21 protein-coding genes are annotated in these 23,269 nt (G+C 35.4%); 8 read left to right on the top strand and 13 right to left on the bottom strand.

All coding sequences use genetic code 11. The annotated features are described in order from the left end of the window. Positions 1 to 29: 29 nt before the first annotated feature. Genes recO through AC52CF_RS16395 form a run of 4 tightly spaced genes read right to left on the bottom strand, consistent with a single transcriptional unit; the run spans position 30 to position 4,721 of the window. Positions 30 to 716 carry a DNA repair protein RecO gene (gene recO, locus AC52CF_RS16410; RefSeq protein ID WP_496517391.1) on the bottom strand — a complete coding sequence of 229 codons (687 nt, stop codon included), beginning with the start codon at positions 714 to 716 and terminating at the stop codon, positions 30 to 32. Then, positions 716 to 3,001, bottom strand: a complete 2,286-nt coding sequence (porZ, locus tag AC52CF_RS16405; protein WP_496517390.1) for a type IX secretion system anionic LPS delivery protein PorZ — start codon at positions 2,999 to 3,001, stop codon at positions 716 to 718. Before porZ ends, recO begins: the two co-directional genes overlap by 1 nt. A 2-nt stretch (positions 3,002 to 3,003) precedes the next feature. After that, positions 3,004 to 3,954, bottom strand: coding sequence for a bifunctional metallophosphatase/5'-nucleotidase (locus AC52CF_RS16400; RefSeq protein WP_496517389.1), 951 nt, complete (start codon positions 3,952 to 3,954; stop codon positions 3,004 to 3,006). After that, positions 3,954 to 4,721 (bottom strand): 5'-nucleotidase C-terminal domain-containing protein, encoded by a 768-nt coding sequence (locus AC52CF_RS16395; protein WP_214588664.1) that lies wholly within the window; start codon positions 4,719 to 4,721, stop codon positions 3,954 to 3,956. Before AC52CF_RS16395 ends, AC52CF_RS16400 begins: the two co-directional genes overlap by 1 nt. A gap of 182 nt (positions 4,722 to 4,903) precedes the next feature. On the opposite strand from AC52CF_RS16395, the gene dapA reads away from it, so the two are divergent. From dapA to AC52CF_RS16375, 4 genes are all read left to right on the top strand, one after another. Then, positions 4,904 to 5,776 carry a 4-hydroxy-tetrahydrodipicolinate synthase gene (gene dapA / locus AC52CF_RS16390; protein WP_214588665.1) on the top strand — a complete coding sequence of 291 codons (873 nt, stop codon included), beginning with the start codon at positions 4,904 to 4,906 and terminating at the stop codon, positions 5,774 to 5,776. A 124-nt stretch (positions 5,777 to 5,900) separates the two neighbouring features. Next, entirely contained in the window at positions 5,901 to 6,398 is a 498-nt protein-coding gene (locus AC52CF_RS16385) for a GNAT family N-acetyltransferase (protein WP_214588666.1), read from the top strand. A 296-nt stretch (positions 6,399 to 6,694) separates the two neighbouring features. After that, positions 6,695 to 7,273, top strand: a complete 579-nt coding sequence (locus AC52CF_RS16380; protein ID WP_214588667.1) for a helix-turn-helix domain-containing protein — start codon at positions 6,695 to 6,697, stop codon at positions 7,271 to 7,273. After that, complete coding sequence (locus AC52CF_RS16375; protein ID WP_375181325.1) at positions 7,270 to 7,716, top strand: response regulator; 447 nt, start codon at positions 7,270 to 7,272, stop codon at positions 7,714 to 7,716. Before AC52CF_RS16380 ends, AC52CF_RS16375 begins: the two co-directional genes overlap by 4 nt. Positions 7,717 to 8,288: 572 nt before the next feature. On the opposite strand, the gene recG is transcribed toward AC52CF_RS16375, so the two are convergent. The 7 genes from recG to AC52CF_RS16340 all read right to left on the bottom strand — a co-directional run bounded on the left by recG (position 8,289) and on the right by AC52CF_RS16340 (position 17,632). Next, complete coding sequence (gene recG, locus AC52CF_RS16370; protein ID WP_214588669.1) at positions 8,289 to 10,373, bottom strand: ATP-dependent DNA helicase RecG; 2,085 nt, start codon at positions 10,371 to 10,373, stop codon at positions 8,289 to 8,291. Between the two features lie 69 nt (positions 10,374 to 10,442). Beyond that, the gene (locus AC52CF_RS16365) at positions 10,443 to 10,976 is read right to left on the bottom strand and encodes a thioredoxin family protein (protein WP_214588670.1); all 534 of its coding nucleotides are present in this window, start codon (positions 10,974 to 10,976) and stop codon (positions 10,443 to 10,445) included. Positions 10,977 to 11,015: 39 nt separating this feature from the next. Beyond that, on the bottom strand, positions 11,016 to 12,527 hold the full coding sequence (locus AC52CF_RS16360; protein WP_214588671.1) for a peptide MFS transporter: 1,512 nt from the start codon (positions 12,525 to 12,527) through the stop codon (positions 11,016 to 11,018). A 156-nt stretch (positions 12,528 to 12,683) separates the two neighbouring features. After that, on the bottom strand, positions 12,684 to 13,184 hold the full coding sequence (locus AC52CF_RS16355; protein WP_214588672.1) for a MoaF-related domain-containing protein: 501 nt from the start codon (positions 13,182 to 13,184) through the stop codon (positions 12,684 to 12,686). A 137-nt stretch (positions 13,185 to 13,321) separates the two neighbouring features. Further along, positions 13,322 to 13,903, bottom strand: coding sequence for a Crp/Fnr family transcriptional regulator (locus tag AC52CF_RS16350; protein WP_214588673.1), 582 nt, complete (start codon positions 13,901 to 13,903; stop codon positions 13,322 to 13,324). Positions 13,904 to 14,088: 185 nt separating this feature from the next. Then, on the bottom strand, positions 14,089 to 15,843 hold the full coding sequence (locus tag AC52CF_RS16345; RefSeq protein ID WP_214588674.1) for a peptide MFS transporter: 1,755 nt from the start codon (positions 15,841 to 15,843) through the stop codon (positions 14,089 to 14,091). Positions 15,844 to 15,976: 133 nt separating this feature from the next. Continuing rightward, entirely contained in the window at positions 15,977 to 17,632 is a 1,656-nt protein-coding gene (locus tag AC52CF_RS16340) for a peptide MFS transporter (RefSeq protein ID WP_214588675.1), read from the bottom strand. 88 nt (positions 17,633 to 17,720) lie between these two features. On the opposite strand from AC52CF_RS16340, the gene AC52CF_RS16335 reads away from it, so the two are divergent. Then, on the top strand, positions 17,721 to 17,966 hold the full coding sequence (locus AC52CF_RS16335) for a DUF2281 domain-containing protein (protein WP_214588676.1): 246 nt from the start codon (positions 17,721 to 17,723) through the stop codon (positions 17,964 to 17,966). Continuing rightward, positions 17,956 to 18,258 (top strand): type II toxin-antitoxin system RelE/ParE family toxin, encoded by a 303-nt coding sequence (locus AC52CF_RS16330; protein ID WP_375181324.1) that lies wholly within the window; start codon positions 17,956 to 17,958, stop codon positions 18,256 to 18,258. The genes AC52CF_RS16335 and AC52CF_RS16330 overlap by 11 nt, the downstream gene beginning before the upstream one ends. Positions 18,259 to 18,310: 52 nt before the next feature. On the opposite strand, the gene AC52CF_RS16325 is transcribed toward AC52CF_RS16330, so the two are convergent. Next, a complete protein-coding gene (locus AC52CF_RS16325; RefSeq protein ID WP_375181323.1) occupies positions 18,311 to 20,440 on the bottom strand; it encodes a S9 family peptidase in 2,130 nt (709 codons plus the stop codon). A 120-nt stretch (positions 20,441 to 20,560) separates the two neighbouring features. Here AC52CF_RS16325 and AC52CF_RS16320 point away from each other — a divergent pair, with 120 nt between their 5' ends. Together AC52CF_RS16320 and AC52CF_RS16315 are read left to right on the top strand one after the other, a co-directional pair. Continuing rightward, complete coding sequence (locus tag AC52CF_RS16320) at positions 20,561 to 21,034, top strand: hypothetical protein (RefSeq protein WP_496517388.1); 474 nt, start codon at positions 20,561 to 20,563, stop codon at positions 21,032 to 21,034. Positions 21,035 to 21,045: 11 nt separating this feature from the next. Next, a complete protein-coding gene (locus AC52CF_RS16315) occupies positions 21,046 to 21,231 on the top strand; it encodes a DUF6496 domain-containing protein (RefSeq protein ID WP_375181321.1) in 186 nt (61 codons plus the stop codon). Positions 21,232 to 21,422: 191 nt separating this feature from the next. Here the strand turns inward: AC52CF_RS16315 and glgP are convergent, their stop codons facing one another. Continuing rightward, the gene (gene glgP / locus AC52CF_RS16310) at positions 21,423 to 23,081 is read right to left on the bottom strand and encodes an alpha-glucan family phosphorylase (protein ID WP_214588681.1); all 1,659 of its coding nucleotides are present in this window, start codon (positions 23,079 to 23,081) and stop codon (positions 21,423 to 21,425) included. Between the last annotated feature and the right edge of the window lie 188 nt (positions 23,082 to 23,269).

The following is a 23,269-nucleotide window of genomic DNA, read 5'->3' as shown; positions in this document are numbered from 1 at the left end:
CTTACTTAACGCTAATTCTCCTGTATTAATCATTCAAATATCTGCTGAATGACTTCCAGAGAAGCAGGAATCTTAAAATCGGTGATATGGTAATGATAATACACAAGTAGGCTGTCTAAAAAATCTTTTCTGAAATTGGAATGTATTTTAATACTGTAAGGATTTTCGGCCGACAGAATGGTTTTCCAAATGGCTGAAACTTCTTCTGTAAAGAGTTGATGCATTATTTCAAGCGTGAAAGTTCCGGTTTCCGGATCCAGATATTTTCCCGAATTCAGTAAAGGTGCAACACCCTGAATTTTTAAAATTTTAATTAAAAAAATTAAATGGGACTGATAATTCCGGTTTTCCAGCTCATCTGTAAATTCTTCAAGACAGAAAAAAATGTGATGGTTTTTGTTTTCATGTCTTAGATTTTGGTTTAAAAAATCTGAAATAAAAAATACAACCGTTTTACAACGAATATCCGTATAAATATCGTTGCTTTTAATCAGTTCAAATTTAGAAATTGTCTGGATTCCGTTTCCTTTTACAGGATTTACAGAGAAATTAAGCTTGCTTAATGGAAGAAGAAGGGCTTTTTTCTTATTTTTCTTAGCATATATTCCTTTTAAAAAATAAGACTGAAACCCGTCTTCTTCAGTGAAACAATGCAGGACCGCATCGTTTTCACCATATTTTATATAAGATAATAAAAATCCGCTTTGTGAATTCATTAATTTACGACAGCAATCTTTGCCGTAGCTTTATCGGAGCCGTCCTCATTGGTCATTAATACAAAATAAACTCCGGAGGCAACTCTGGTTCCTCTCTGGTTATTGAGATCCCACTCATAATATCCACCTCTTGCCACTGCGGAATGTACAACGTTTCCGGCAGCATCAGCAATTCGGATGTTGGTAACTTCTGCCAAACCTTTAATAGTAACTTTTCCTTTAAAATTAGAATAAACTACAGGGTTTGGATATACCAGAACGTTTCCGAAATTTGATGTTACATCGGCAACATCTCCCTGATACGTCACAATTCCGTCATAAGAAACAAAATATACTTTTCCAGTTTTTTTATCAACCTTAATGTCCGTAATTGTATTTGTTGGGAGTGGAGAATTTTCTTTGGTAAAATGTTTAATAGTCTGCTGTCCATCAGCAGAAAGATAATACACTCCGCCGCCGTCAACCGAAACCCACTTATGATCTCCGGCATCTACTTCGATCTGTAAAATCTGTCCGTCTCTGAAGAGTTCTTCTCCCAATCCGTTCTGTTCTATGATGATAGGTTCCATCTTTGCTGTAGAAGGGGTTTTTATTGCTGAAACAGCATCAGAAAGAACTCTTAATCCCACATCTGTACCAATCCATGCGTCCCCCGATTTATCGACAGCTACAGAAATCGTTCCATTTGCTGTGGTTGGGAAGCCATTGGGCTGGGTTAAAATATAGGCAGTATCGTCCGATGTACTTTGCGTTTTCTTTGTATCATACGCTATAAAATTATTAGTTCTCGGCGTAGGAATAAAAAGAAGTCCTTCACTATATAAAGCTTTTTGTGCCGCTCCAAATTGAGAAGTTGTGTTTTTTATGACGAAATCATCTGTTGTTCTGTCATAGGCTCCGATAGCAGTATAAGGCCCAAGTGCGGCACCATCACCAGAGAAAGCTATAGAAGCAAACAGATTATTGGAATCATCAAAGATTAAACCTACAGGTCGTCTTGTGAAGATATTGGTGGTTCCTAAATCATAACTTTTGACTAGAGTAAAATCTTTGCTTCCTGCATTGTATTTCATTTTATAAATTCCGCGGGATCCATTGAGCATATAGTTTGTAAAGAATACATCCGTTGGATTTACTGGATCTGCTACTACGTCCAGAACATTGAAAATTGTAGAGTTGCCTTTAAAATATGAAGGATATATCCAGCTCATTCCGTCAAAATAATAAAATCCCGGATTTTTTGGATTGATAATTGCGGTATTAAATCGAGATTCCCTTCCTCCAGTTGAAACCAAAATCTGATTTTCACCATAGAGGCTGATTTTGTAGGCATAATTGAGATAAGGACCATCCGGCTTGAAAGTATTTCCGCCTTCATTTTTAATTCCTGAAAAGGCAGTTCCTCCATAAACACTGCTTCCAACCGTTGTTGCAGTATTGCACTCTTCTCCGAAAGTTACATTTCCGTTGAAAGTTCCGTTGGTACTGAATGTATACACTCTGCTCGCATCTGTAACGACAATATTGTTATTTGTAACAACTACATCACGTACATTAGTGAAGGATTGTGATAGAGCAGTCGGAGTTCCGTTATTATAAAGATAGGCTGTATTTCCGGAAGAAAAACTTAATACTCCTTCAGAATCTATATGGCTGAATGAGCCCGGTAATTCCGTAGTCCATGTTGAGAAGACAGGAAAAGTGGTATTCATTTCATGGCTTCTAAGACCGGTATTGGTAACAGAAAAAACTTTATTTCCGAAAATAGTAGCTTCATTACTTGCCTGATAAACGCCTCCTGATAAAAAGAATGCTGAATCTTTAAATTCTTTCTTCTTTAAATCGAAAATTGAGACTCCATATCCTACAGAAATCACAGCAAGATCGCCGGTAATCGATATATGATTGATTTTTTTGCTTCCGTTGTATCCTGTTGCAATAGGAATATCTACAACATAAGTAATCCCATCCGGAGTGATTATATCCAGTGAACCGTTTTGATAACCTACCAGTCCGATTTTATTCTGTGGATTATAATCAAAAGCTGAAACTTTAACCTCATGTAAACCGTTTGCCTTAGAAAGTTTGGTAATTTCGCCGGTAGAAATGGTATAATAAAAAATCCCGCTGTCTGCCGCTGCAACTATTTTTCCGTTATCTTCTTTCATGGCAAGAATATTATTGTAGGAAAATAAATCTGCCCATTTTTTTGAAGAAATAGTCTGTGCATGTGCAACTTGCAGGGATGCTAAAATACCAAGAGAGATTAAAGAAAGTTTTTTCATGCTTATGCTTTTATGCTGCTGTCTATTACCTGATTATTCCAGGAAATATGTTTTACATTTTTATTAGTATCAAAAAAGAAATCTATTCTTCCGAGCAGAAGACCTGCCCATCCTACCTGATTTACCAGAACATTTTTGCCCGCTCTGTTGGTAAAAGTCTGTGGTTCCGGTAAGAAAGTATGGGTATGACCGCCCAGAATAATATCAATATTTTCTGTTTTGGCAGCTAAGATTTTATCACTTATTTTATTGGGTTCGTCTTTGTAATCGTAGCCTATGTGTGAAAGACAGATGACAAGATCACATTTCTGTTCGTTTTTCAGGAAGTTTGAGTATTGCTGGGCAACATCCACAGGATCGGAGTAAACCGTTTCTCCATATTGTTTTTTGCCAACGAGCCCGTCGAGTTGAATTCCCACTCCGAAAATTCCCACTTTGATTCCGTTTTTATCGATAATCTTGTAAAGAGAAGTTTTCCCGTCCAGAACTGTATTTTTGAAATCGTAATTTGAACAGATGAAAGGGAATTTTGCATTCGGCAAAACCTTTAAAAAACCGTTCAGTCCATTATCAAAATCATGGTTTCCCATCGTGGAAGCATCATACTTCATCATCGACATTAATTTGAATTCCAGTTCCCCTCCGAAAAAATTGAAATAGGGTGTTCCCTGAAATATATCTCCCGAATCCAGAAGTAAAACATTGCTTTCCTGGTTTCTGATCTGCTGTATTAAACTTGCTCTCCTTGCAAAACCTCCCTGATTAGGATTTTTCGTATAGCTTGCGTCAAAAGGCTCTATTCTGCTGTGCTGATCGTTGGTGTGAAGAATAGTAAGTTTCGTTGCGGACTTTAAATCAAGAATGTTTAATTCTTCCGCCATCATCATATTGGGAGCTAAAGCCATTGCTAAAGTTCCGCCTCCTATTGCTTTTAAAAAACTTTTTCTATCCATTACTTCTTACCGATAAAATTTAAACGAACATCTGTATTAGAAACTACTTCAGGATTTTTCTTAAAATAATCAATGAAAAGATCTCTTAATTTCATTCCTGTAGGAATCATTTCTCCTTTCGAGAAGAATTTCATATTATCGCCTCCCAATGCAAGATAGTCTGAAGTTGCAAGATAATAATCCTGATCCGGATTTACTGCCTTTCCGTTGATTAAAGCTTTGGTTAGCTGTTTATTATTGGTTTCTATATATAAATGAGAAACAGGATTGTTTACCTGATGTTCTGCATAATAATCAAAAAGTCCATGTAGATCGCTGCCTTTCATTTTTACGATAATTACTTCATTTTCAAAAGGCATCACTTCAAAAACACTTTTCAGTAAAATATCTCCTTTCCCGATCGTGGTACGGATTCCTCCGATGTTGATGAGGGCTGCGTCTACATTTTTCTGTAAATTTTTCTTTGCCCATACATCAGCTCCGTCGAAAGTATAATCTGCTAAAAGATTGCCTAAATTACTGTTATCCCCCTGTTTTGTAAGATCTGTATTGGTATGAGAGATCTTTTGGTTCATTTCTTTGTCCAGTTTCAGTTTGTAAGGTTCAATAATTTTTACAAATTCCTCATCATTTTTCAGCTCATTATTAATAGAAATATTTTTCTGCGTTCTCACATTCGCAATCTGCATGGAAGAAGCCGAAGAAGCCGTCTTACAAGCCGAAAGAGTAGCCAGAGCAATTCCTAATAACAAGAATTTATTTTTCATACGCTGTAAATTATTTATTAAAGCATCTGTACTTATCAGTCTATTGGATAAACATTTTAGCAGATAACTTAGCCATACTTTTTTTAGTATATGCAAATATAATTATATGTATAATAAAACATTATTAATTATTAGAAATTCTTCTCGTAAATGATTAAATTTGGCAAAAATAATTCTAACAGATGAGCATTTTAAAAGGAGTAGGTGTTGCTTTGGTAACGCCCTTTAATGAAGATTTATCCGTAGATTTCGAAAGTTTAACAAAATTGGTAGACTACAATATCGAAAACGGAACCAGTTATTTAGTTGTTTTGGGAACTACAGCGGAAGCTGCAACACTTTCTGCTGAAGAAAAAAAACAGGTGGTTGAACACATCATTAAGGTTAATAATAAACGCGTTCCTTTGGTTTTAGGGATTGGCGGAAATAATACTCTTGAAGTAAAAAAACAGATTGAAGAAGCTGATCTTTCTGAATTTACAGCAGTACTTTCTGTGTCTCCTTATTATAACAAACCTAATCAGGAAGGGCTATATCAGCATTACAAAGCGTTGGCTTCCACAGGAAAAAATATTATCATTTATAATGTACCTTCCAGAACAGGGCAGAATGTTGAAGCAGAAACAACACTGCGTCTGGCAAAAGAATTTCCGAACCTGTTCCTGATTAAAGAAGCGGCTCCGAATATTCTTCAGTATTTTGATATATTAAGAAAAAAACCGGAAGGCTTCAATCTGGTTTCAGGAGATGATGAATATACACTTCCTGTAACTTTGGCCGGTGGAGCAGGGGTAATTTCTGTAATCGGACAGGCTTATCCTAAAGAATTTTCTACCATGGTTCAGTTAGCTTTTGATAAAAAAGTGGATGAAGCGTATGAAATTCATAACAAGCTGGTTGAGATCACAAGACTAATTTTTGCAGAAGGAAATCCTTGTGGAGTTAAGGTAATTTTGGCAGAAATGGGAATCATCAAAAATTATCTGAGACTTCCTTTGGTAGCTGCTTCAGAAGGTCTTCATGTAAAAATTAAAGCTGAAATGGCGAATATTTAAAAGAGAATTGCAGTCATCTGCTTTAAAATGAACTGTGAATTTGCAATAACATTTGAAGCAATACTAAAAATATCAGGTGAAAGATAAGTTCTTTCACCTTTTTCAATTTTTAAAATTTAATTATATGAAATTAATAGAAGCTACAGAAAAAGATATTCCTCTGATTCAGAATTTGGCAAGAAGATCCTGGGAAAGTGCCTATTCAGGAATTATTTCTGCCGAACAGATTAATTATATGTTGGGAAAAATGTATTCTAAAGAAGAAATTTCTACACATTTGAAGAATCCTGATTATCATTATTTCTTGATTTTTGATGAAAATAACAATTCTTTTGAAGGCTTTATGGGATATGAAAACGGATATGAAGAACAGACAACCAAACTTCACAGGATTTATCTAGTTCCTGAAAGTAAGGGAAAAGGTTTCGGAAAAGAAGCCCTGAATTTTTTAAAGCAGAAAATTTCTGAGAGTAATGATAAAAGAATTATTCTGAATGTAAATAAAGAAAATAACGCTAAAAAGTTCTATGAATCTCAGGGTTTTAAAGTGTATGATGAAGTGGTTCTGAATATTGGAGACGGTTTTGTTATGGATGATTTCCTGATGGAATTTGTATTTTAAGATGCTGCAGATTGGAATTTTATAAATCTTAAACATAATTCTATAAAATGTGATTTATTTATTTTGTCCATCTTTGCAATACCAAATCACCTAAAACAGTACATTCATATGCTTGGTGCTAAGCTTTTTTAGCTTTTTATCAGTATATATTTTTTTTCATCCTTAGTGTTTAAATTCCTGTATTAATTAATGCAGGAATTTTTTATTTATGCTAGAAATAACAAATTTCAATTATATCACATATAATTGAAATAAAATTTTTATATTTACAATAAACATAAAAGGATTTATAAAAGATGAAAATGTACGTAAAGTTTGACTTTAATACCCTCTGTAAAAAAATACTTGACGAAAAGCTTCGGGAGCATGGTCTCAAGTACAGGCTTTTGAACTTTGGTGAAGTAGAATTCTATGAATCTCTTACCCAGGAACAGCACATAACTTTCAAAAAAAATCTGGAAGATTACGGAATAGAAATTATTGAAAATCAGAAAGCTGCATTGGTACAGAAGATTAAAGATGCCATTGTGGAGCTGATCTCTTCGGAAGAAGGTATTTCTGTAAAAGCTTCCATCTATATTTCTGAAAAGCTGAATCACAGCTACGGATATCTTTCTAATCTGTTCTCTGAAATTACCCATACGTCTATCGAAAACTTTCTTATCATCCGTAAAATAGAGTTTGCAAAAGAGCTCATTATAAGTAAAAAGCTTAGTTTTACGGAAATTGCTTACCGTCTGAATTACTCGAGTGTGGCACATCTAAGCACACAGTTTAAAAATACTACCGGCATGACGCCTTCGCAATTCCAGAAAATTATTGCACTGAGAAGGAAATTCTCACATACAAATGAACAATATCTGAAGGCTGTATGATCAAAGATTATCTGAATATCATTCTTGTAGAAGAAGATGAAGGAAAAAGGATTTTTTTTGAGAATATATTCAAGGATTCAAAAATAGCCATAAGAGCAAATGTTCTTCATCATATACAATCTGCTTTACAATCATTGGCTGAAGAAGATATTCCTGTTCCTGAAATATTATGGATCAGTAAAGATATGATCGAAAAATATGCTTCTGAATTTTTATCTGAAATTAAAGGAGATATCAAGTTTAATAATACGATTCTTGTTATTTATTCAGATAATTTTAAAAATGAAGACAAAGATGAGTTTCTGGTTAAAGGAGCGAATATAGTAATGGAACTTCCTGATAATTATAATGATATGAAAAAAATAGTGAACGAAATTATTGCTATAAACTGGCAGTATCATACTTCAGGATTCAACAGGAATAATTTTATCATGAAACTGTGAAAAATTATGGTTAAATTATTTTGGAATTAAAATTAAAGTTTTATATTTGTAAAGTAATACTCACACAAAGGTGATAATTAAGTAGAGAAGATACTTATATTGTCTGTGAAGCATTACCGAAATTGAAACACAGATTTATTATATCAAAAAAACGATAAATGAATGAATAACAATTGTTTCAATCTTGAAATAAATTATATAAATCACAATGTTAGTTAAACAAAATGAATTATAATAATTTCCAATTAAAAGCGCAGAAGATCTTTAAACAAAACGGTACAATCATGAAAACTCAGTACTGCCAAAGGAATATATCGTTTCATTTTTCAAATCCTTTGTCAGAAACCTAGTTAGTTTTTATAAATAAGCAATTGGAAACATAATTCATTTTGTTTTTTTACTTTAATTTTTAAGCTTAAACATCATAACATTATCATATCAACACACCACATCACAAAATATTAAGCGAAAAGCGAAGTGAATTTTTAAAGAAGTAAAGTAAATTTTCTTCAAATAACAGTTTTATAAGGGGAAGCCGCGTGAAGACAAGATCTTTTCGCGGTTTTTTGTTTTCAGGAGATTTTACTCCATTTGTTTTTACCGTTATAATTTCTCAGATAGTAATTCTTAATGATCTGATTTTCCGGTCTTGATAACAGTGGATCGGCTTCTAAAATTCTTTCTACCGTCTTTTTTGTTGCCTTAATAATAGCAGAATCATTCACAAGATCCAGCCTTTTAAAATCTACAACACCGCTTTGCTGGGTTCCCAGAATATCTCCTGGACCCCGAAGCTGCATATCAACCTCAGAAATTTTGAAGCCATCGTTGGTTTCTACCATTGTTTTTATGCGGGTTCTGCTGTCTTTAGATAATTTATCCGAAGTCATCAGAATACAATAACTCTGTTCCGCACCGCGACCGACGCGTCCGCGAAGCTGGTGGAGCTGCGAAAGCCCGAATCTTTCAGAACTTTCAATAACCATTACAGAAGCATTCGGAACATTTACCCCGACTTCAATTACTGTTGTGGCAACCATAATTTCTGCTTTTCCGGAAGCAAAATAATTCATAGCGGCATCTTTTTCATCAGGTTTCATTTTTCCGTGAAGCATGGTTACATTGTAATGTGCGAAATTATCCATCACATTTTCCAGACCTTCCATCAGATTTTTGTAATCTAAAGTCTCCGATTCTTCAATTAAAGGGTACACAAAATAAACCTGTCTTCCTTTCTGGATTTCCTCACGGCAGAAGTTATAGACATAAGCTCGGTCTTTTTCTCTTCGGTGAGCCGTAATGATAGGCTTTCTTCCGATAGGAAGTTCATCAATAACCGAGACATCAAGATCAGAATAAAAGCTCATCGCGAGAGTTCTCGGAATCGGAGTTGCCGTCATGACCAGAATATGAGGAGGAATTTTATTTTTTGCCCAAAGTTTTGCTCTTTGTGCCACCCCAAATCTGTGCTGTTCGTCGATAATTGCCAAACCGAGATTCTTAAATTTCACTTTATCCTCCAGAACGGCATGGGTTCCTACAAGAATAGAAAGTTCACCATTTTCCAGTTCTTCATGAATTTTATTCCGTTCGGACTTTTTGGTGGAACCTGTTAAAAGCCTGATTTTAACTTCCGTTTTTTCTAAGAGCTCTTTAATTCCGTTATAATGCTGCTGAGCAAGAATTTCTGTAGGAGCCATGATGCAGCTTTGGAAACCATTGTCTTTTGCTATAAGCATCGTTAAAAGAGCAACCATGGTTTTTCCGGAACCTACATCACCCTGCAAAAGACGGTTCATCTGGATGGGACGTTTCATATCCATCCGGATTTCTTTAAGTACTCTTTTCTGAGCTCCCGTTAAATCAAACGGAAGATGATTTTCATAAAAATCATTGAAATAATCTCCGACGATCGGAAAAGGATTTCCTGCCGTATGGCTTTTATGGTGAAGTTTTTTCAGTCCGAATCCTAACTGAAAGAAAAATGATTCTTCAAATTTTAAGCGGTAATTGGCTTTCTCAAAATGTTCCATATCCTTCGGAAAATGAATATTGAGATAGGTGTGCTGTCTTGATAAAAACTTAAATGCCTTTAAAAGATAATCCGGAAAGTTTTCGTAGATCAGATTAGGGATTTCTTTGCAGATATTTCTTAACACAACCTGAAAAAATCGTTGATTCAGCCCTCTTTTGGTGAGTTTTTCAGAACTTGGATAAATTGGTCTTAGCCTGTTTTCGGAATCTTTCTTTTCTTCGATTTCTATTTCCGGATGCGGCATAGAAAACTGATTATTGAAAACATTGATTTTCCCGAAAATAAAAACTTCCTTATTCACAGGAAGCTGTTCTTTCAGCCATTTTGAATATTGGAACCATACCAGATCCATTGATCCTGTTTCGTCATTGAATTTTGCTGAAAGTCTTTTAGTTTTTCCGGTCTGTATTTCCTGAATGTTTGTGATTCTTCCTTTCAGCTGTACGTCTGTGGAGAGGTCTCCGAGCTGCGAAACCTTGTGAACTTTGCTTTTATCCAGATAACGGAGCGGGTAGAAGTTCAGCAGATCTTCCACGGTGGAAATTCCCAATACACTTTTGATAAGTTTGGCTTTTTCCGGACCGATTCCTTTTACGTATTCTATGGAGGTTTCTAAAGTCATTTTAGGAGCCACGAATTTCGGGAAAAATTAGAAATTAAAAAAGGCTCTCATTACTGAAAGCCTGTATTTTTATTCTTTTATTTTAGATTTAAATTTTTTCTGATAATCTTCCCACTGCTCCCGCGAACGTATTTTCTTGAAAAGATCTTTAGAAATAAATTCCAGATAAGGTTCTAATTCCTTTGCGGATAATTCTCCCTGTAAAATGGTGATCGGATTACCGCTTTCATCCAGAAAAACCGTACTCGGAACGGCTGCAACATTCATATACTGAGTGAATTCGTGTAAGGAATTTCTTCCTTTCTTATGTTCTGTATTCGGATTAGAAAACTTTCTGCCGAAAATTTCAATTTCTTTTTTATCTTCCGCATTAAATTTTACCGGATAGTAACTCTCATTCAGCATATCAGAAATTACCTGATGTCCGTATGTTTTTTTATCCATGATCTTACACGGACCGCACCAGTCTGCGTAAAAATCGATAAGAATTTTTTTAGGATTTTCTTTTTGTGCTTTCAGTGCTTCTTCAATCGTCATCCATTTTACCTGCGCAAAACTGAAAGTGACCAGAAAGAGTGCTATTAAACTTATAATTTTCTTCATGATTTGGTATTTTGAAGTAAATGTAAGCATTTACTATTTTTATTTTACATCCTGCATTAATTTTTTCACAAGCGGGGAAATCAAAATTAGTACCAATCCGGCAATTACGGCATATAATCCTAATTGTTTATATCCATCGGTGTAAGTGATCAAAGAATCATAATTCGTAGAACCTTCTTTTGCAGTCGCCAGACCGGCTCCGATGATTCCCGCGACATACTGACCGTAAGCAGATGCCAGAAACCACATTCCCATCATCATTCCCTGAAGATTTTTTGTAGATAGCTTCGTCATGATGGATAAACCGATGGGAGAGAGGCATAATTCTCCCAGAGTGATAACGAGTAAAGCAATGGTAAAGAAATTAAGAGAAGTAATACCCTGAAGATCTGCAAAAAAACGGGTGGCGAATAAAATATAATATCCCACACCTAAAAAGACGAATCCCAGACCAAATTTAATGATGGTGTTCGGTTCAATTTTTCTTTTACCCAACCAAATCCAAAGTAATCCGATTAAAGGAGCTAAAAAGATAATGAAGAAGGCACCTCCGGAATTATTAACTCCATTCGGATCTAATCCTAATAGATCTTTATTTAAATTTTTTGCCGCAAAAATACTTAATGAACCGCCGCTTTGTTCATAAATTCCCCAAAATAAAATTGAGAATAGAATGAAGACTAAGGCTGCCCAAAGTTTGTTTCGTTCAGCAGTAGTCACTTTAGTCATTTCATAAAATAAATAGATTAATGTAATCGGACCAATTGTCCACATAAAATAATCTGTATATTCTGTTTTTGCAACCATTACCATGATAATCGGAACGAAGATTAATGATAAAACATACACTCCGTATTCCTGCCATTTCGGGATAGGTGCAGATTTTGTCTCATTTTCAGGATGTCCCGGCTGAAGCCCGATTGTTCCTAAACTTCTTTGGGTAAAAACAAAATTTATTAAACTGATGACCATTACCACTGCAGCTAATCCGAATGCAATATTCCATCTTAACATTTCTGGAATTACATCTGATAAAATCTCTCCTTTTCCGATGGCAATACAAAAGTATCCACCCAGTAATGCTCCAAGGTTAATTCCTGCATAGAAAAGTGAAAATCCGGCATCAGCTCTTGAATCATTCGGTTTATAAAGCTGACCGACCATTGATGAGATGTTGGGTTTAAAGAAACCTGTTCCCACTACGGTAAACGCGATTCCCAGAAAGAAAAATTTGTGAGGGTCTGTCGCAAGAATTAAACTTCCGACGATCATTAATAGTCCGCCCCAAAACAGAGATTTTCTGAAACCTAAAATTTTATCTGCAAATAGACCACCGATAAAGGTAAACGCATAAACAAAAGCCTGCGTGGCGCCATATTGAAGATTGGCTTCACTTTCATGAAAATTAAGCTGCGAGATCATAAAGAAAACAAGCATTCCTCTCATTCCGTAAAAGCAGAAACGTTCCCACATTTCGGAGAAGAACAGACTCCAGATCTGTTTCGGATATTTGCCTTTAAAATTTTGTATTTCGTCTAAAGTTAAACTCATAGGTCAGTATGATTAAGTTTTAATTAAATTTTCTGTAAAATAACGGAAAAAGTCATTACCAAAGATAGTTTGCATTCAAATATTGTTTCGAATTTATATTTGAAGGATATTAATCTATACAAATTTTCAGTCTTGTTGCAGGCTTTGAGGTTGTACTTACTTTACCATCTCAATTTTTCCATCCACAAATAAAGATTTTCTCTTTCCTCTCGGGCTTGAATCGTCAGCAAAACTCCAGAATGATTTTACGGTTCCATCTTTAGTATTGACTACCTGACTTACTGTCCAGCCGTCTTTTTCTATCCAGTTTAAGAAATGCAGATCTTCACTCAGCTTCTTATAATCCATTTTTTCATCGCCTTCATTAATCAATCCGTTTTTATCGGTTGTTTTCCAGTGCAGCGTTGAATCTTTGTGGTAAGTTACTTCTGCTCTCATTTCCGGAAATGTAATAATGGCTTTTTTTCCGAGAAGTTCAGAATTGGCTGATGTTCTTTTTTCTGGGAGATTTTCGTTTTTACGGTTGCAGGACAATACAACGGCTGCCGCTAAAAATCCGTATATCGTTGTTTTCAATGTAGCGGCAAAGCTGTTTCTGATCAGTTTATCCATTTTAGGCTGAACAGTATTGATTTTAATGGTTTTTAAATTTTGCATTTGTGTTTTCATTATGGATAATAAAGAGGATGAATATCGTTTAAATTTTATCTTATAATTGAGCATATTGGCTGTTACAAATATCTGTAAGCATATTGCTTCAAAACATTGAACAAGTTCAATAAATGAAGTCTGAATTATTTTTTGTTAACTATTTTTTTTCTTATTCTGCTCACAAATTCATGACTGATACCTAAATATGCAGCGATTTGCACATTGGTTAACCTTTGGTAAAGCTGAGGGTATTTCTCGATGAAATCAGTATATCGTTTATCTGCTGTTTTGCTGAGGTTATCAATCATTCTTCTTTGCAGGGCAACGTGTGTTTTTTGTGTCATTACACGAAACAGCTTTTCGATTTTGGGCAGGTTTTTGTAAGCAAACTCCTTGTCTTTTTTAGAAATGATTAAAACTTCACTGTCTTCCAGTGCTTCTATGTTCAGTTGAGACGGTAGTTCATTTGTAAAACTATCAATATCAGTAATCCACCAGTCTTCTGTGGCAAAGTTCAGGATTTGTTCTATTCCGTCAGAATCAATATGATAGGTCTTGAATAGCCCTTTTATTACAAAACCTTCAAACTTACATATTTCCCCTTCTCTTAATAAAAACTGCTTTTTTTTAATGATCTTTTTTTGGAATAAGCTGTAAAATTGTGCTGATTCATCTTCAGAAAGAGTAATGTGCTGCGATATATTATTTTTAAAAATTTCTGTCATACTTCAATTATCATTAATGCTTTTTTACCTTTTAATAGAAGAGGTTTATATTTCTGTCCGCTGACGAACAATCACTTAAATTCTTTAATATGAATTTGTAATTATATTTGCTGTCATGCAGATAATTACTAAAATAAAAAAAACCTCCGACTTAGCGGAGGTTCTTGTATTTTATTTGATGCAATTTAGTTTACACCGTGCATCATTTTCTTTAAAATAGGTGAAATTAATGCTAAAATTACAGCAGCAATACCACAAAGAACAACGAATACCATGAAGAATTCAAATAAATTGTGGATTTCAAAACCTGCAAAAGTAGGATTAGCTAAAGGCAATTGCGCTTTTTCAAAAGCCGCTGCCTGATCTGCAGTTAATGTTACTTTTTTATCTAAAACATCCTGAAGATTAATTCCCATTTCCTGTGCCTTAGAGAATTTATCTCCCGTTGCAGGAATCAATGCTCCCAAAGAACCTGCTAAAGCATAACCTGCAGCATTGGAAATAAAGAATACTCCGTATAATAAGGATGCAAATCTTTTTGGAGCCAGCTTACCTACCAATGATAATCCGATAGGAGATAAACAAAGTTCACCACAAGTCTGAATAAAATACAGTAACATTAACCATTTGATAGCCAATAATCCTGAGTTTCCTAAATCTTTTACGTTATGTGCGATGATGAAGTAACTTAATGCGATCAGAGCAAGTCCCATTGCCTGCTTCATCGGCGAAACCGGCTCTTTTCCTTTTGCTCTTAATTTGTCCCAGATTAAGCTGAAAGGAACGGCTAAAACCACAACGAAAATACCGTTGAAAATCTGTACCATCGAAGGAGGCATATTCCATCCTAAGATATTTCTGTCGGTCTGATTATCTGCGATAAAAGTTAATGAAGATCCCGCCTGCTCAAACGCTGCCCAGAAGAAAATAATAAAGAACGATACGATATATATTACCCAAATTCTCTGTCTTTCCACTTTATTTTCAGCAGAACTCATGATTAAGAATGCCAGAGAAATTCCTGCTGCATAAATGAAGGGATAAATAATTCCTTTAATCAGCTGTCCCATTTCTACGGCTTTAAATCCGAATTCTCCCACCAAAAGATATCTGAAAGCAAAGAAAAGAATAACGAATAATCCTCCTGTAATTCCTAATGCCGATCCGGAGAATTTAGCAGTCTGTGTTTCTCCTTCTTCAAAATCTGCACTTGTATTGTTTTTAGGTAATCCACCGATAGGTCTTCCTTCCGGTGTAACAACATATTTATTTTTAAGAATAAAGAAAGTAATGGTACCGATTATCATTGCAATGGAAGCAGCAAGGAATCCCCATTTGAAGGCGAAAATATCTCTTACACCTGTTGTCGCATCTTTTACGTCTCCTACGTACGGACAGATAAACTGTCCTAAGAATGCTCCAATATTAATTCCCATGTAGAAAATTGTGAAAGCAGAGTCCAGTTTTGATTTTTCCCGCTTTGGATAAAGGCTTCCTACCATCGAAGAAATATTCGGTTTGAAGAATCCGTTACCGAAAATGATGATGAATAGAGCAAGCCACATGATGGTTTTTGCTGCATCCAGACCTCCCGAAAACGTAGAAGCACTGATGAAAAGCAAAAACTGACCAACTGCCATTAAAGATCCACCGATTAAGATGGCGTTTCTGTTACCGATATATTTATCGGCGATGAAACCTCCCAAAAGCGGAGTAAGATAACATAAAGCTAAAAATCCACCGTAGATGATTGCTGCATCAGCTTCTTTTATCAATAAGGAATTTACCATGAAGAGCGTTAATAAAGCTCTCATTCCATAAAAGTTGAAACGCTCCCACATTTCTGTTCCGAAAAGAACCCACAATCCTTTCGGATGTCTGGAATTCTTGTTCTCTACAAATTCATCCGGCTTCGGACTCAATGCTTCAGTATTATCCATTTTTATTGTTAATTTTTGTTAAGACTGACAAATATAGTTTTTTTTGTGTTTTCGGCAAGGTTTTAATTTTATATTTAAATAAAAAAGCTGCAGAATAATTCCGCAGCTTGATTTTCTGTATTGTGAACAGGGATTAATGTCCTTTTTCTTTCATGATTCTGTTTAATCTTTTCAGCATAGATAAGCCTAAAAGGGTTGCGAATATCAACAAAGCAAAATTCACTAAAAAGTAATTCATTTTATTGTCATAATTGTACCAAGTACTGGCTAAAATTCCGGAAAGCTTGTTTCCTACTGAGTTGGCAAGGAAAAACCCGCCCATCATCAACGCTGTAATTCTTGCAGGAGAAAGTTTGGAAACGAAGGATAATCCCATCGGTGAAAGACATAATTCTCCCACGGTAATAACTCCGTAACTTGCAACCAGCCACCACGGCGAAACTTTTACGGCTCCGTTATCTCCTGCCCAGACTGCCAAAACCATAACCAGACAAGATAACCCTGAAATGAAAAGTCCTAAAACAATTTTTGTTGGCGTTAACGGCTCTTTTCCTTTTCGTCTCAATAATGCCCAGAAACCAACCACAACAGGCGTTAAAGCGATTACCCAAAACGGATTGATGGACTGAAACAATTCTGTATTGTAAAGATAGGTTTTCGCCTGAGGATTTTTCTCCAGTTCTGCTCGCTGTTCGGGAGAAATATTTTTAAAATAAACATCTTTTCCCTGAACTTTTATTGTGTTTCCGTCTTTATCTTTCTGAGACTGAAACTGGTTGTCGTAAACAGGAACTTCTTTGTCTTCATAACTTTTTCCGTCTACCATGTAAATGCTTTCCAAAGGTTTTTCCATGGAAGCAGGTACGCTTCTGTCGGTGTAATAATTTGCCCATCTCGTTAAAGCGGTTCCGTTCTGTTTGAAAACTGCCCAGAAGAACATACTGATCAGGAAAACCGATAATAAGGCTCCGATAGACGATTTTTCGTCCGGCTTCGCTTTGAAGTATAGGGAAGCATAGAAATAAATAACAGGAACACAGGCAAAAATAAAGGCATCTGTATTGTCGCTTCCGAAAATATTTCCGGGAATGATCCAGCCGATTGCTCCTGCAATGATTGCCGGTAAGAATACTTTTATTAATATTTCAGAAAGTTTGGTATCTCCTTCCTGAACAGGCTTCATCTGAGCGGCATGAATATAATGTTTTCTTCCGATGGTAAAAATAATTAATCCGACCAACATTCCGACTCCGGCAGTGATGAAGGCTTCACCCCAGCCGAATTTGTTTCGCATAAAAGCGGCAATAATGTTGCAGATAAACGCTCCGATATTGATTCCCATGTAAAAAATATTGTATCCGGAATCTTTATTAGCTTTATAGGGTTCTTCGGAGTATAAATTGCCAAGCAGAGTAGAAATGGTAGGTTTAAAGAAACCGTTTCCGATGATAATTAACGCTAAAGAAGAATAAAATAAAGTAAGATCTTTAAAAACACCCATCCCGATATATCCTGCAGCCATCAAAACACCTCCGATATAAATGGATTTGATGTATCCTAACACTCTGTCCGCAAGAAATCCTCCGATAAAAGGAGTTAAGTAAGTTAAAGCAATGTACGTCCCGAAAATATCGTCCGCAGTTTTGTCCGGAAGTCCGAGACCGCCTTTTGCTCCGGTAGGTTCAATAACATACAATACAAAAATTCCGAGGATAAGATAGTACCCGAAACGCTCCCACATTTCCGTAAAGAAGAGGAAAGGCAATCCTTTAGGATGTTTAGTCTTCATAGTTTACAAATTTCAAATTTCACAAATATAGAATTTTAAAAATAATAATAGAATTTTATTAACTTTGATGGAAATAAAGATGAAGAAAATGGAAATTACGTTAAAAGATTTAGAAGATAACATCAGAACACTTCCTGAAAATTTTTATGAAGAGGTGAATGATTTTATTGATTTTTTGAAGCAGAAACATTTCAAAAGCAAGTCTCATCAGATTCCTGAATGGCAAAAAGAAGAAACAGGAAGAAGGGCAGAATATTTACGTGAAAATCCTCAAAGTTTTGTTTCTGAGTCTGAAATGGATGATTATTTAAATAATCTCGAAAGTGGCGACTAGGTTAATTTACGGACATTTTGTAAAGCAGGATTTAAAAGAAATCAACGATTGGTACAGGAAAATTAATAAAAAGTTATGGAACAGATTTCTTATTGATTTTCGGAACAAAATCGACTTAATAAAGGAAAATCCATTGTCCTTTGAACTTAAATATGGTGACACCCGAATTGTTTTTCTCAAAAAATTTCCTTTTGGAATTCATTATTCTTACAGCGAAGAGAAAAATCTAATTGAAGTATATTCTGTCTTTCATACTTCCAGAAATTCTGAGGAATGGGAATACAGAAAATAAAAAATCCGGATCTAAACTTTATATCCGGATTTTTTTATGCTAAAATATTGGATTATAAATTCTCCAAAATAAAATCAGTCATTTTCTGATACAATTGCGGTCTTGTCTGTCCGCCATAAATTCCGTGGTTTTTATCCGGATAAGCCATAAAATCAAACTGTTTTTTGTTTTGGATCAATGCTTCCGAAAACTCCATGGAATTCTGGAAGTGTACGTTATCATCGGCAGTTCCGTGGATTAATAAGAATTTCCCTTTCAACAAATTCGCATATTCAGTCGGGGAGTTTTTATCGTATCCGTCCGGATTTTCCTGTGGTGTTCTCATGAATCTTTCCGTGTAAACAGAATCATAATATCTCCAGTTCGTTACCGGCGCCACTGCAATTCCCATTTTGAAAACATCGGCTCCTTTTGTCATTGCCAGACTCGTCATATACCCTCCGAAGCTCCATCCGAACATTCCGATTCTGGATTTATCAATGTATGATTGATTTCCGAACCATTTTGCTGCCGCAATCTGATCTTCAATTTCATATTTCCCTAAATTCATGTACGTTACTTTCTTGAATTTAGCGCCTTTATAACCTGTTCCGCGTCCGTCGACACAAGCTACGATATATCCTTTCTGAGCAAGCATTTCAAACCATATTCCGTTTCCGTTATCCCATGAATTGGCAACCTGCTGAGAACCCGGACCTGAATACTGGAACATGAACAGCGGATATTTTTTGTTTTTATCAAAGTTTTTAGGCTTGATGATCCACGCATTCATCTGATCTCCCGCTTCATTCGGAATCGTAATAAATTCTTTTTCTACGAAATTATCAGCTTTTAATTTCTGTAGCTGAGCTTCATTATTCTGAAGTTCTTTTACCGTTTTGCCGTTTCCGTCCTTTAAAACATAAGTATAAGGTTTTGAAGCCGTAGAAGAAGTTTCGATGAAATAATTATAGTTTTTGCTGAAATTGGCAGAATTATTTCCTTCCGCATTGGAAATCAACTGAGACTTTCCGTTTTCGATATTTACTTTGGAAACTACTTTGTTGATGCTTCCTTTTTCTGTGGTCTGAATGTAGATTTCCTTTGATTTAGGATTAAATCCGTAATAATCTGTTACTTCCCAGTTTCCTTTCGTAACCTGCTTTTTCAGTTTACCATCTTTGTCATACCAGTACAAATGGCGGTTCCCGTCTCTTTCGGAACCCCAAAGGAAAGAATTGTCCTCTAAAAATTCCAGAATCGGGCTGTCTGTATCGATCCATTTTTCATCTGTTTCGGTGAATAATTTCTGTACAGCTCCGGTTTTTGTATTGACTTTTAAAACATCAGAAGCATTCTGAATTCTGTCTGAAGTAATCAAGACAATTTCGTCCGGTTTTGCTGTCTGAATTACATTCGGAATATAATAATGCTTGAAACTTTCTAAATTAACGGTTGTCTTTTTACCGTCACTCAACTGATAAATATGCGCTGAAGCAATAGAGTTTTTTTCTCCTGCTTTTGGATATTTGTAACGCATTTCGCTTGGATAAAGCGTCTTGCCGTAAATCGGAATATAGATTTCCGGAACTTCTGTTTCATCTAATTTTACGAAAAGAATCGCATCCGAGTTTTTTGTCCATTCGTACAGTCTTGCGTGTCCGAATTCTTCTTCATAAACCCAGTCTGCAAGTCCGTTTAAAATTTTATTTTTAACACCGTGCTGCGTAATCTGTGTGATTTTTCCTGAGTTCAGATCCTGATAAAACAGATTATTATCTGCAATAAAAGCCACTTTTGAAGCATCCGGTGAAAATCTTGGCTCCTGAACAAATTTTCCGTCATTAAGACTTACTGTCTTTCCAGATTTCAGATCTTTTACTTCATATTTTCCTAAAAACGAGTGTCTGTAAATCGGTTCACTGTCTTTCAGTAACAAGATTTTAGATTCGTCATCAGAAAATTCATAGCTCTGGAACTGTCCATCCACAAGGTTTCCTTCTTTTTGGGAAGTTTTGTAAGAATATTTTGCAATTCCTCCCTGTTCGATAACCAGATAATTTTCACCGTTTTTCATGGAGGTAATTCCGGCAATGCCTTTTCCGCGGTAATATCCTGAATATATTTTATCTAAAGTAATTTCCTGAGCGGATAAACTTTGAAATGCTACAGCAACTGTAAGCGTTAGTAAGAATTTTTTCATTTCTAATATTAAAAGATTTCAAATATAATAATTTTTAAAATGGTAAAAAAAGCTTTTTAAATCTCTGATTTTGGCAGTAAAATTGGATATATTAAGATACAATCAAATTAAAATATAATTATGGAAACGAATGCTTTTAACCAAAAACTGAACCGATACGAACTGGAAGATAAAATAGTATATACCGGATTTTCAAGTTACAAAGATGCCGAAGATTGTGCCCGTAAAAAAGGAGGGGAACTGGTGGAAGTGGGTTTCAAAGACGGAAATGATAATCCTGAAATCTGTAATGAAGCAGGATTACTGCAAAAGCAGTTACACTATTTCGTAGACGCAGGAGATGAATATAAATTTATCCATTCTTCAGATCCCGGATTCAGAAAATACGCCGATGAACTGCAGAAAATTAAAACAAAACTATTGCAGTCTCCACCCGATGAAAGATACATCGCCAATTTTGAAATCGAAAATACAGAAGATCCGATTGTAGTGATTAAAAATGATCATTTTGAGTCGGTAACTTCCAGAGAGCGTTCTAAATATCTGAAGCACGCCCGAGTTTATGAAATCGGAGTTTCTATATCCAAATCTTAAAAATAAATAATATGAGCAAGACAAAATATTCACATAAGGCTCAGGACAAAGTAGGAAAAGTAATGCACGAATTCAAGGAAGGAAAGCTGAAATCTTCTTCCGGAGAAAAAGTGACAAGCAGAAAACAGGCAGTTGCCATTGGTATTTCTGAAGCGAAACAGGAGGGCTTAAAAGTCCCTAAAAAGAAAAAAGATTAACCTAAATAAACAAGGCTTGGAAAATTTTTCCAAGCCTGTTTGTTTCATATTTTGAACCATTAAAATTGATTAAGAAGTTAAGCCAGATTAAAATGAATCATTTCTGATTTAATGTAGCGTCATCAAAACTTAAGTAATGCTTAACTTCTTAAATCGACCTTAATGGTTTAAAAGCTTATTAACAATTAACTTTAATCATTATACATAATTCTGTAATATTCATCCGCCATTCTATCGCTGTTAAACTGATCTTTAACATCATTCATAGAATTATACTGGATTTTTCTCCATTGATCCGGCTTGTCATAATACGTAGGAAGAATTTCATTTTCCAGAATTTCATACAATTTGTTAAGATCATAATTATCCTGTTCATAAATACTCATGTTTTCATAATCTGCTTTCGGAACCACAAAAGAATTTTCCCCGTGTTTTGCAAATTCAGGGATCCATCCGTCATCTGTGGAAAGATTTACAGAACCATTCATGGAAGCCGTCATTCCGGAGGTTCCTGAAGCTTCTCTCGGAACTCTGGGGTTATTCAGCCAAAGATCAGAACCCTGCTTTAAAGATTTACTCAAAGACAGTTCATAGCCTGTAAGAACCGCCATATTTTTATGATTTTTGCTTTCTTCTACAAGAGAATTGAAGGTAGAAATCGCAGAATAATCCATCGGATAAGGTTTTCCTGCCCAAATGATCTGAACCGGATATTTCGGATGATTCAGCAATTTGTAGAATCGGTCTTTGTCATGTAAAAGCAGATCGGCACGTTTATACCCTGCAAATCTTCTCGCCCAGACAATGGTAAAAACATTTGGATTGAATAAATTTCCGGTCTGGTCGGCTACGATTTTAAATAATCTTTTCTTCAGATGTTTCTTACGGTAATCGAAAACCGTTTCATCATTTTCATCCTTCGCGTTGTAAAGCGGTTTGTCTGCCCAATATTTGAATTCCTGTGCATTGGTAATCGAAGTAATCTCACAGATTCCCGGATATTTGCTCCACATTGCTCTGGAAACTACCCCATGAAGCTGGGAAACTCCGTTGGCTATTCTTGCCATTTTCAGCGCGCAAAGAGAATGGTTGAAACGGTCATCATCAGAACCTTCGATATTTTTTACCTCTTCCATGCTGAAGCCTGAAAAATAAGACATATCATAACAAAGTCTCATATTGTGCTTTTCATTTCCAGCTTCTTCAGGAGTGTGCGTGGTGAAAACCAGCTTTTCTTTCACTTTATTCAGGTTTCCGCCGTATTTTTTCAGCAGATGGAAAGCTGCAGGAAGTCCGTGGGCTTCATTTAAATGATAAACATCTCTTTCAATGTTAATTTCATCCAGTAATTTTGCTCCTCCTTTTCCTAAAAGAATGTATTGTGCCAGTTTCGTAGATTCGTTGGCATCATATAATTTATGACAGATGGTTTTAGAAATATGATCATTTTCAGGAACATCTGTTGAAAGGAAAAACATAGGAGCCGTGTGGAAAATTTCAGGATCAAGATACCATACTTTTACCCAAACCGGAGCGCTGTGAATTTCTATCTGAAATTTTATGCCGGTATCTTCCAGAAAGCTGTACATTTTCTTCGTCCATGTAGGCTGTAACGTCTGATCGTGATTTCTTGCCTGATCGTAATACCCGAACTTCCAGAGAATCCCGATTCCGATAAGATCCTGTTTCAGATTGTAAGCACTTCTCATGTGAGAACCCGCCAAAAATCCTAATCCTCCCGAATATATTTTCAGCACCTGCTCAATCGCAAATTCCATAGAAAAATAAGCAACTTTCTTGGAGTACTGCGGATTTACGCTAAAAGGTATTTTAAAATTTTTAAAATCCATGTGTAACAGTTTATTAAGTGAGGAGGCAAAGGTATTAATTATGAAAATAAACTCTACATTAATTATTTTATAAATTAACATTAAAAATACTTTTTGAATCTGTTTTTTATTTACCTTTAATATGTAATTTTTTGATAATCAAAACTTCATGATCTGAAACCGGAAGTTTTATGTGTTCCATAACAATA

The organism is Chryseobacterium sp. 2P (assembly GCF_059579425.1).
The sequence above is the reverse complement of the archived record's forward strand: the minus strand, read 5'-3'. Positions and strand labels throughout refer to the sequence as shown.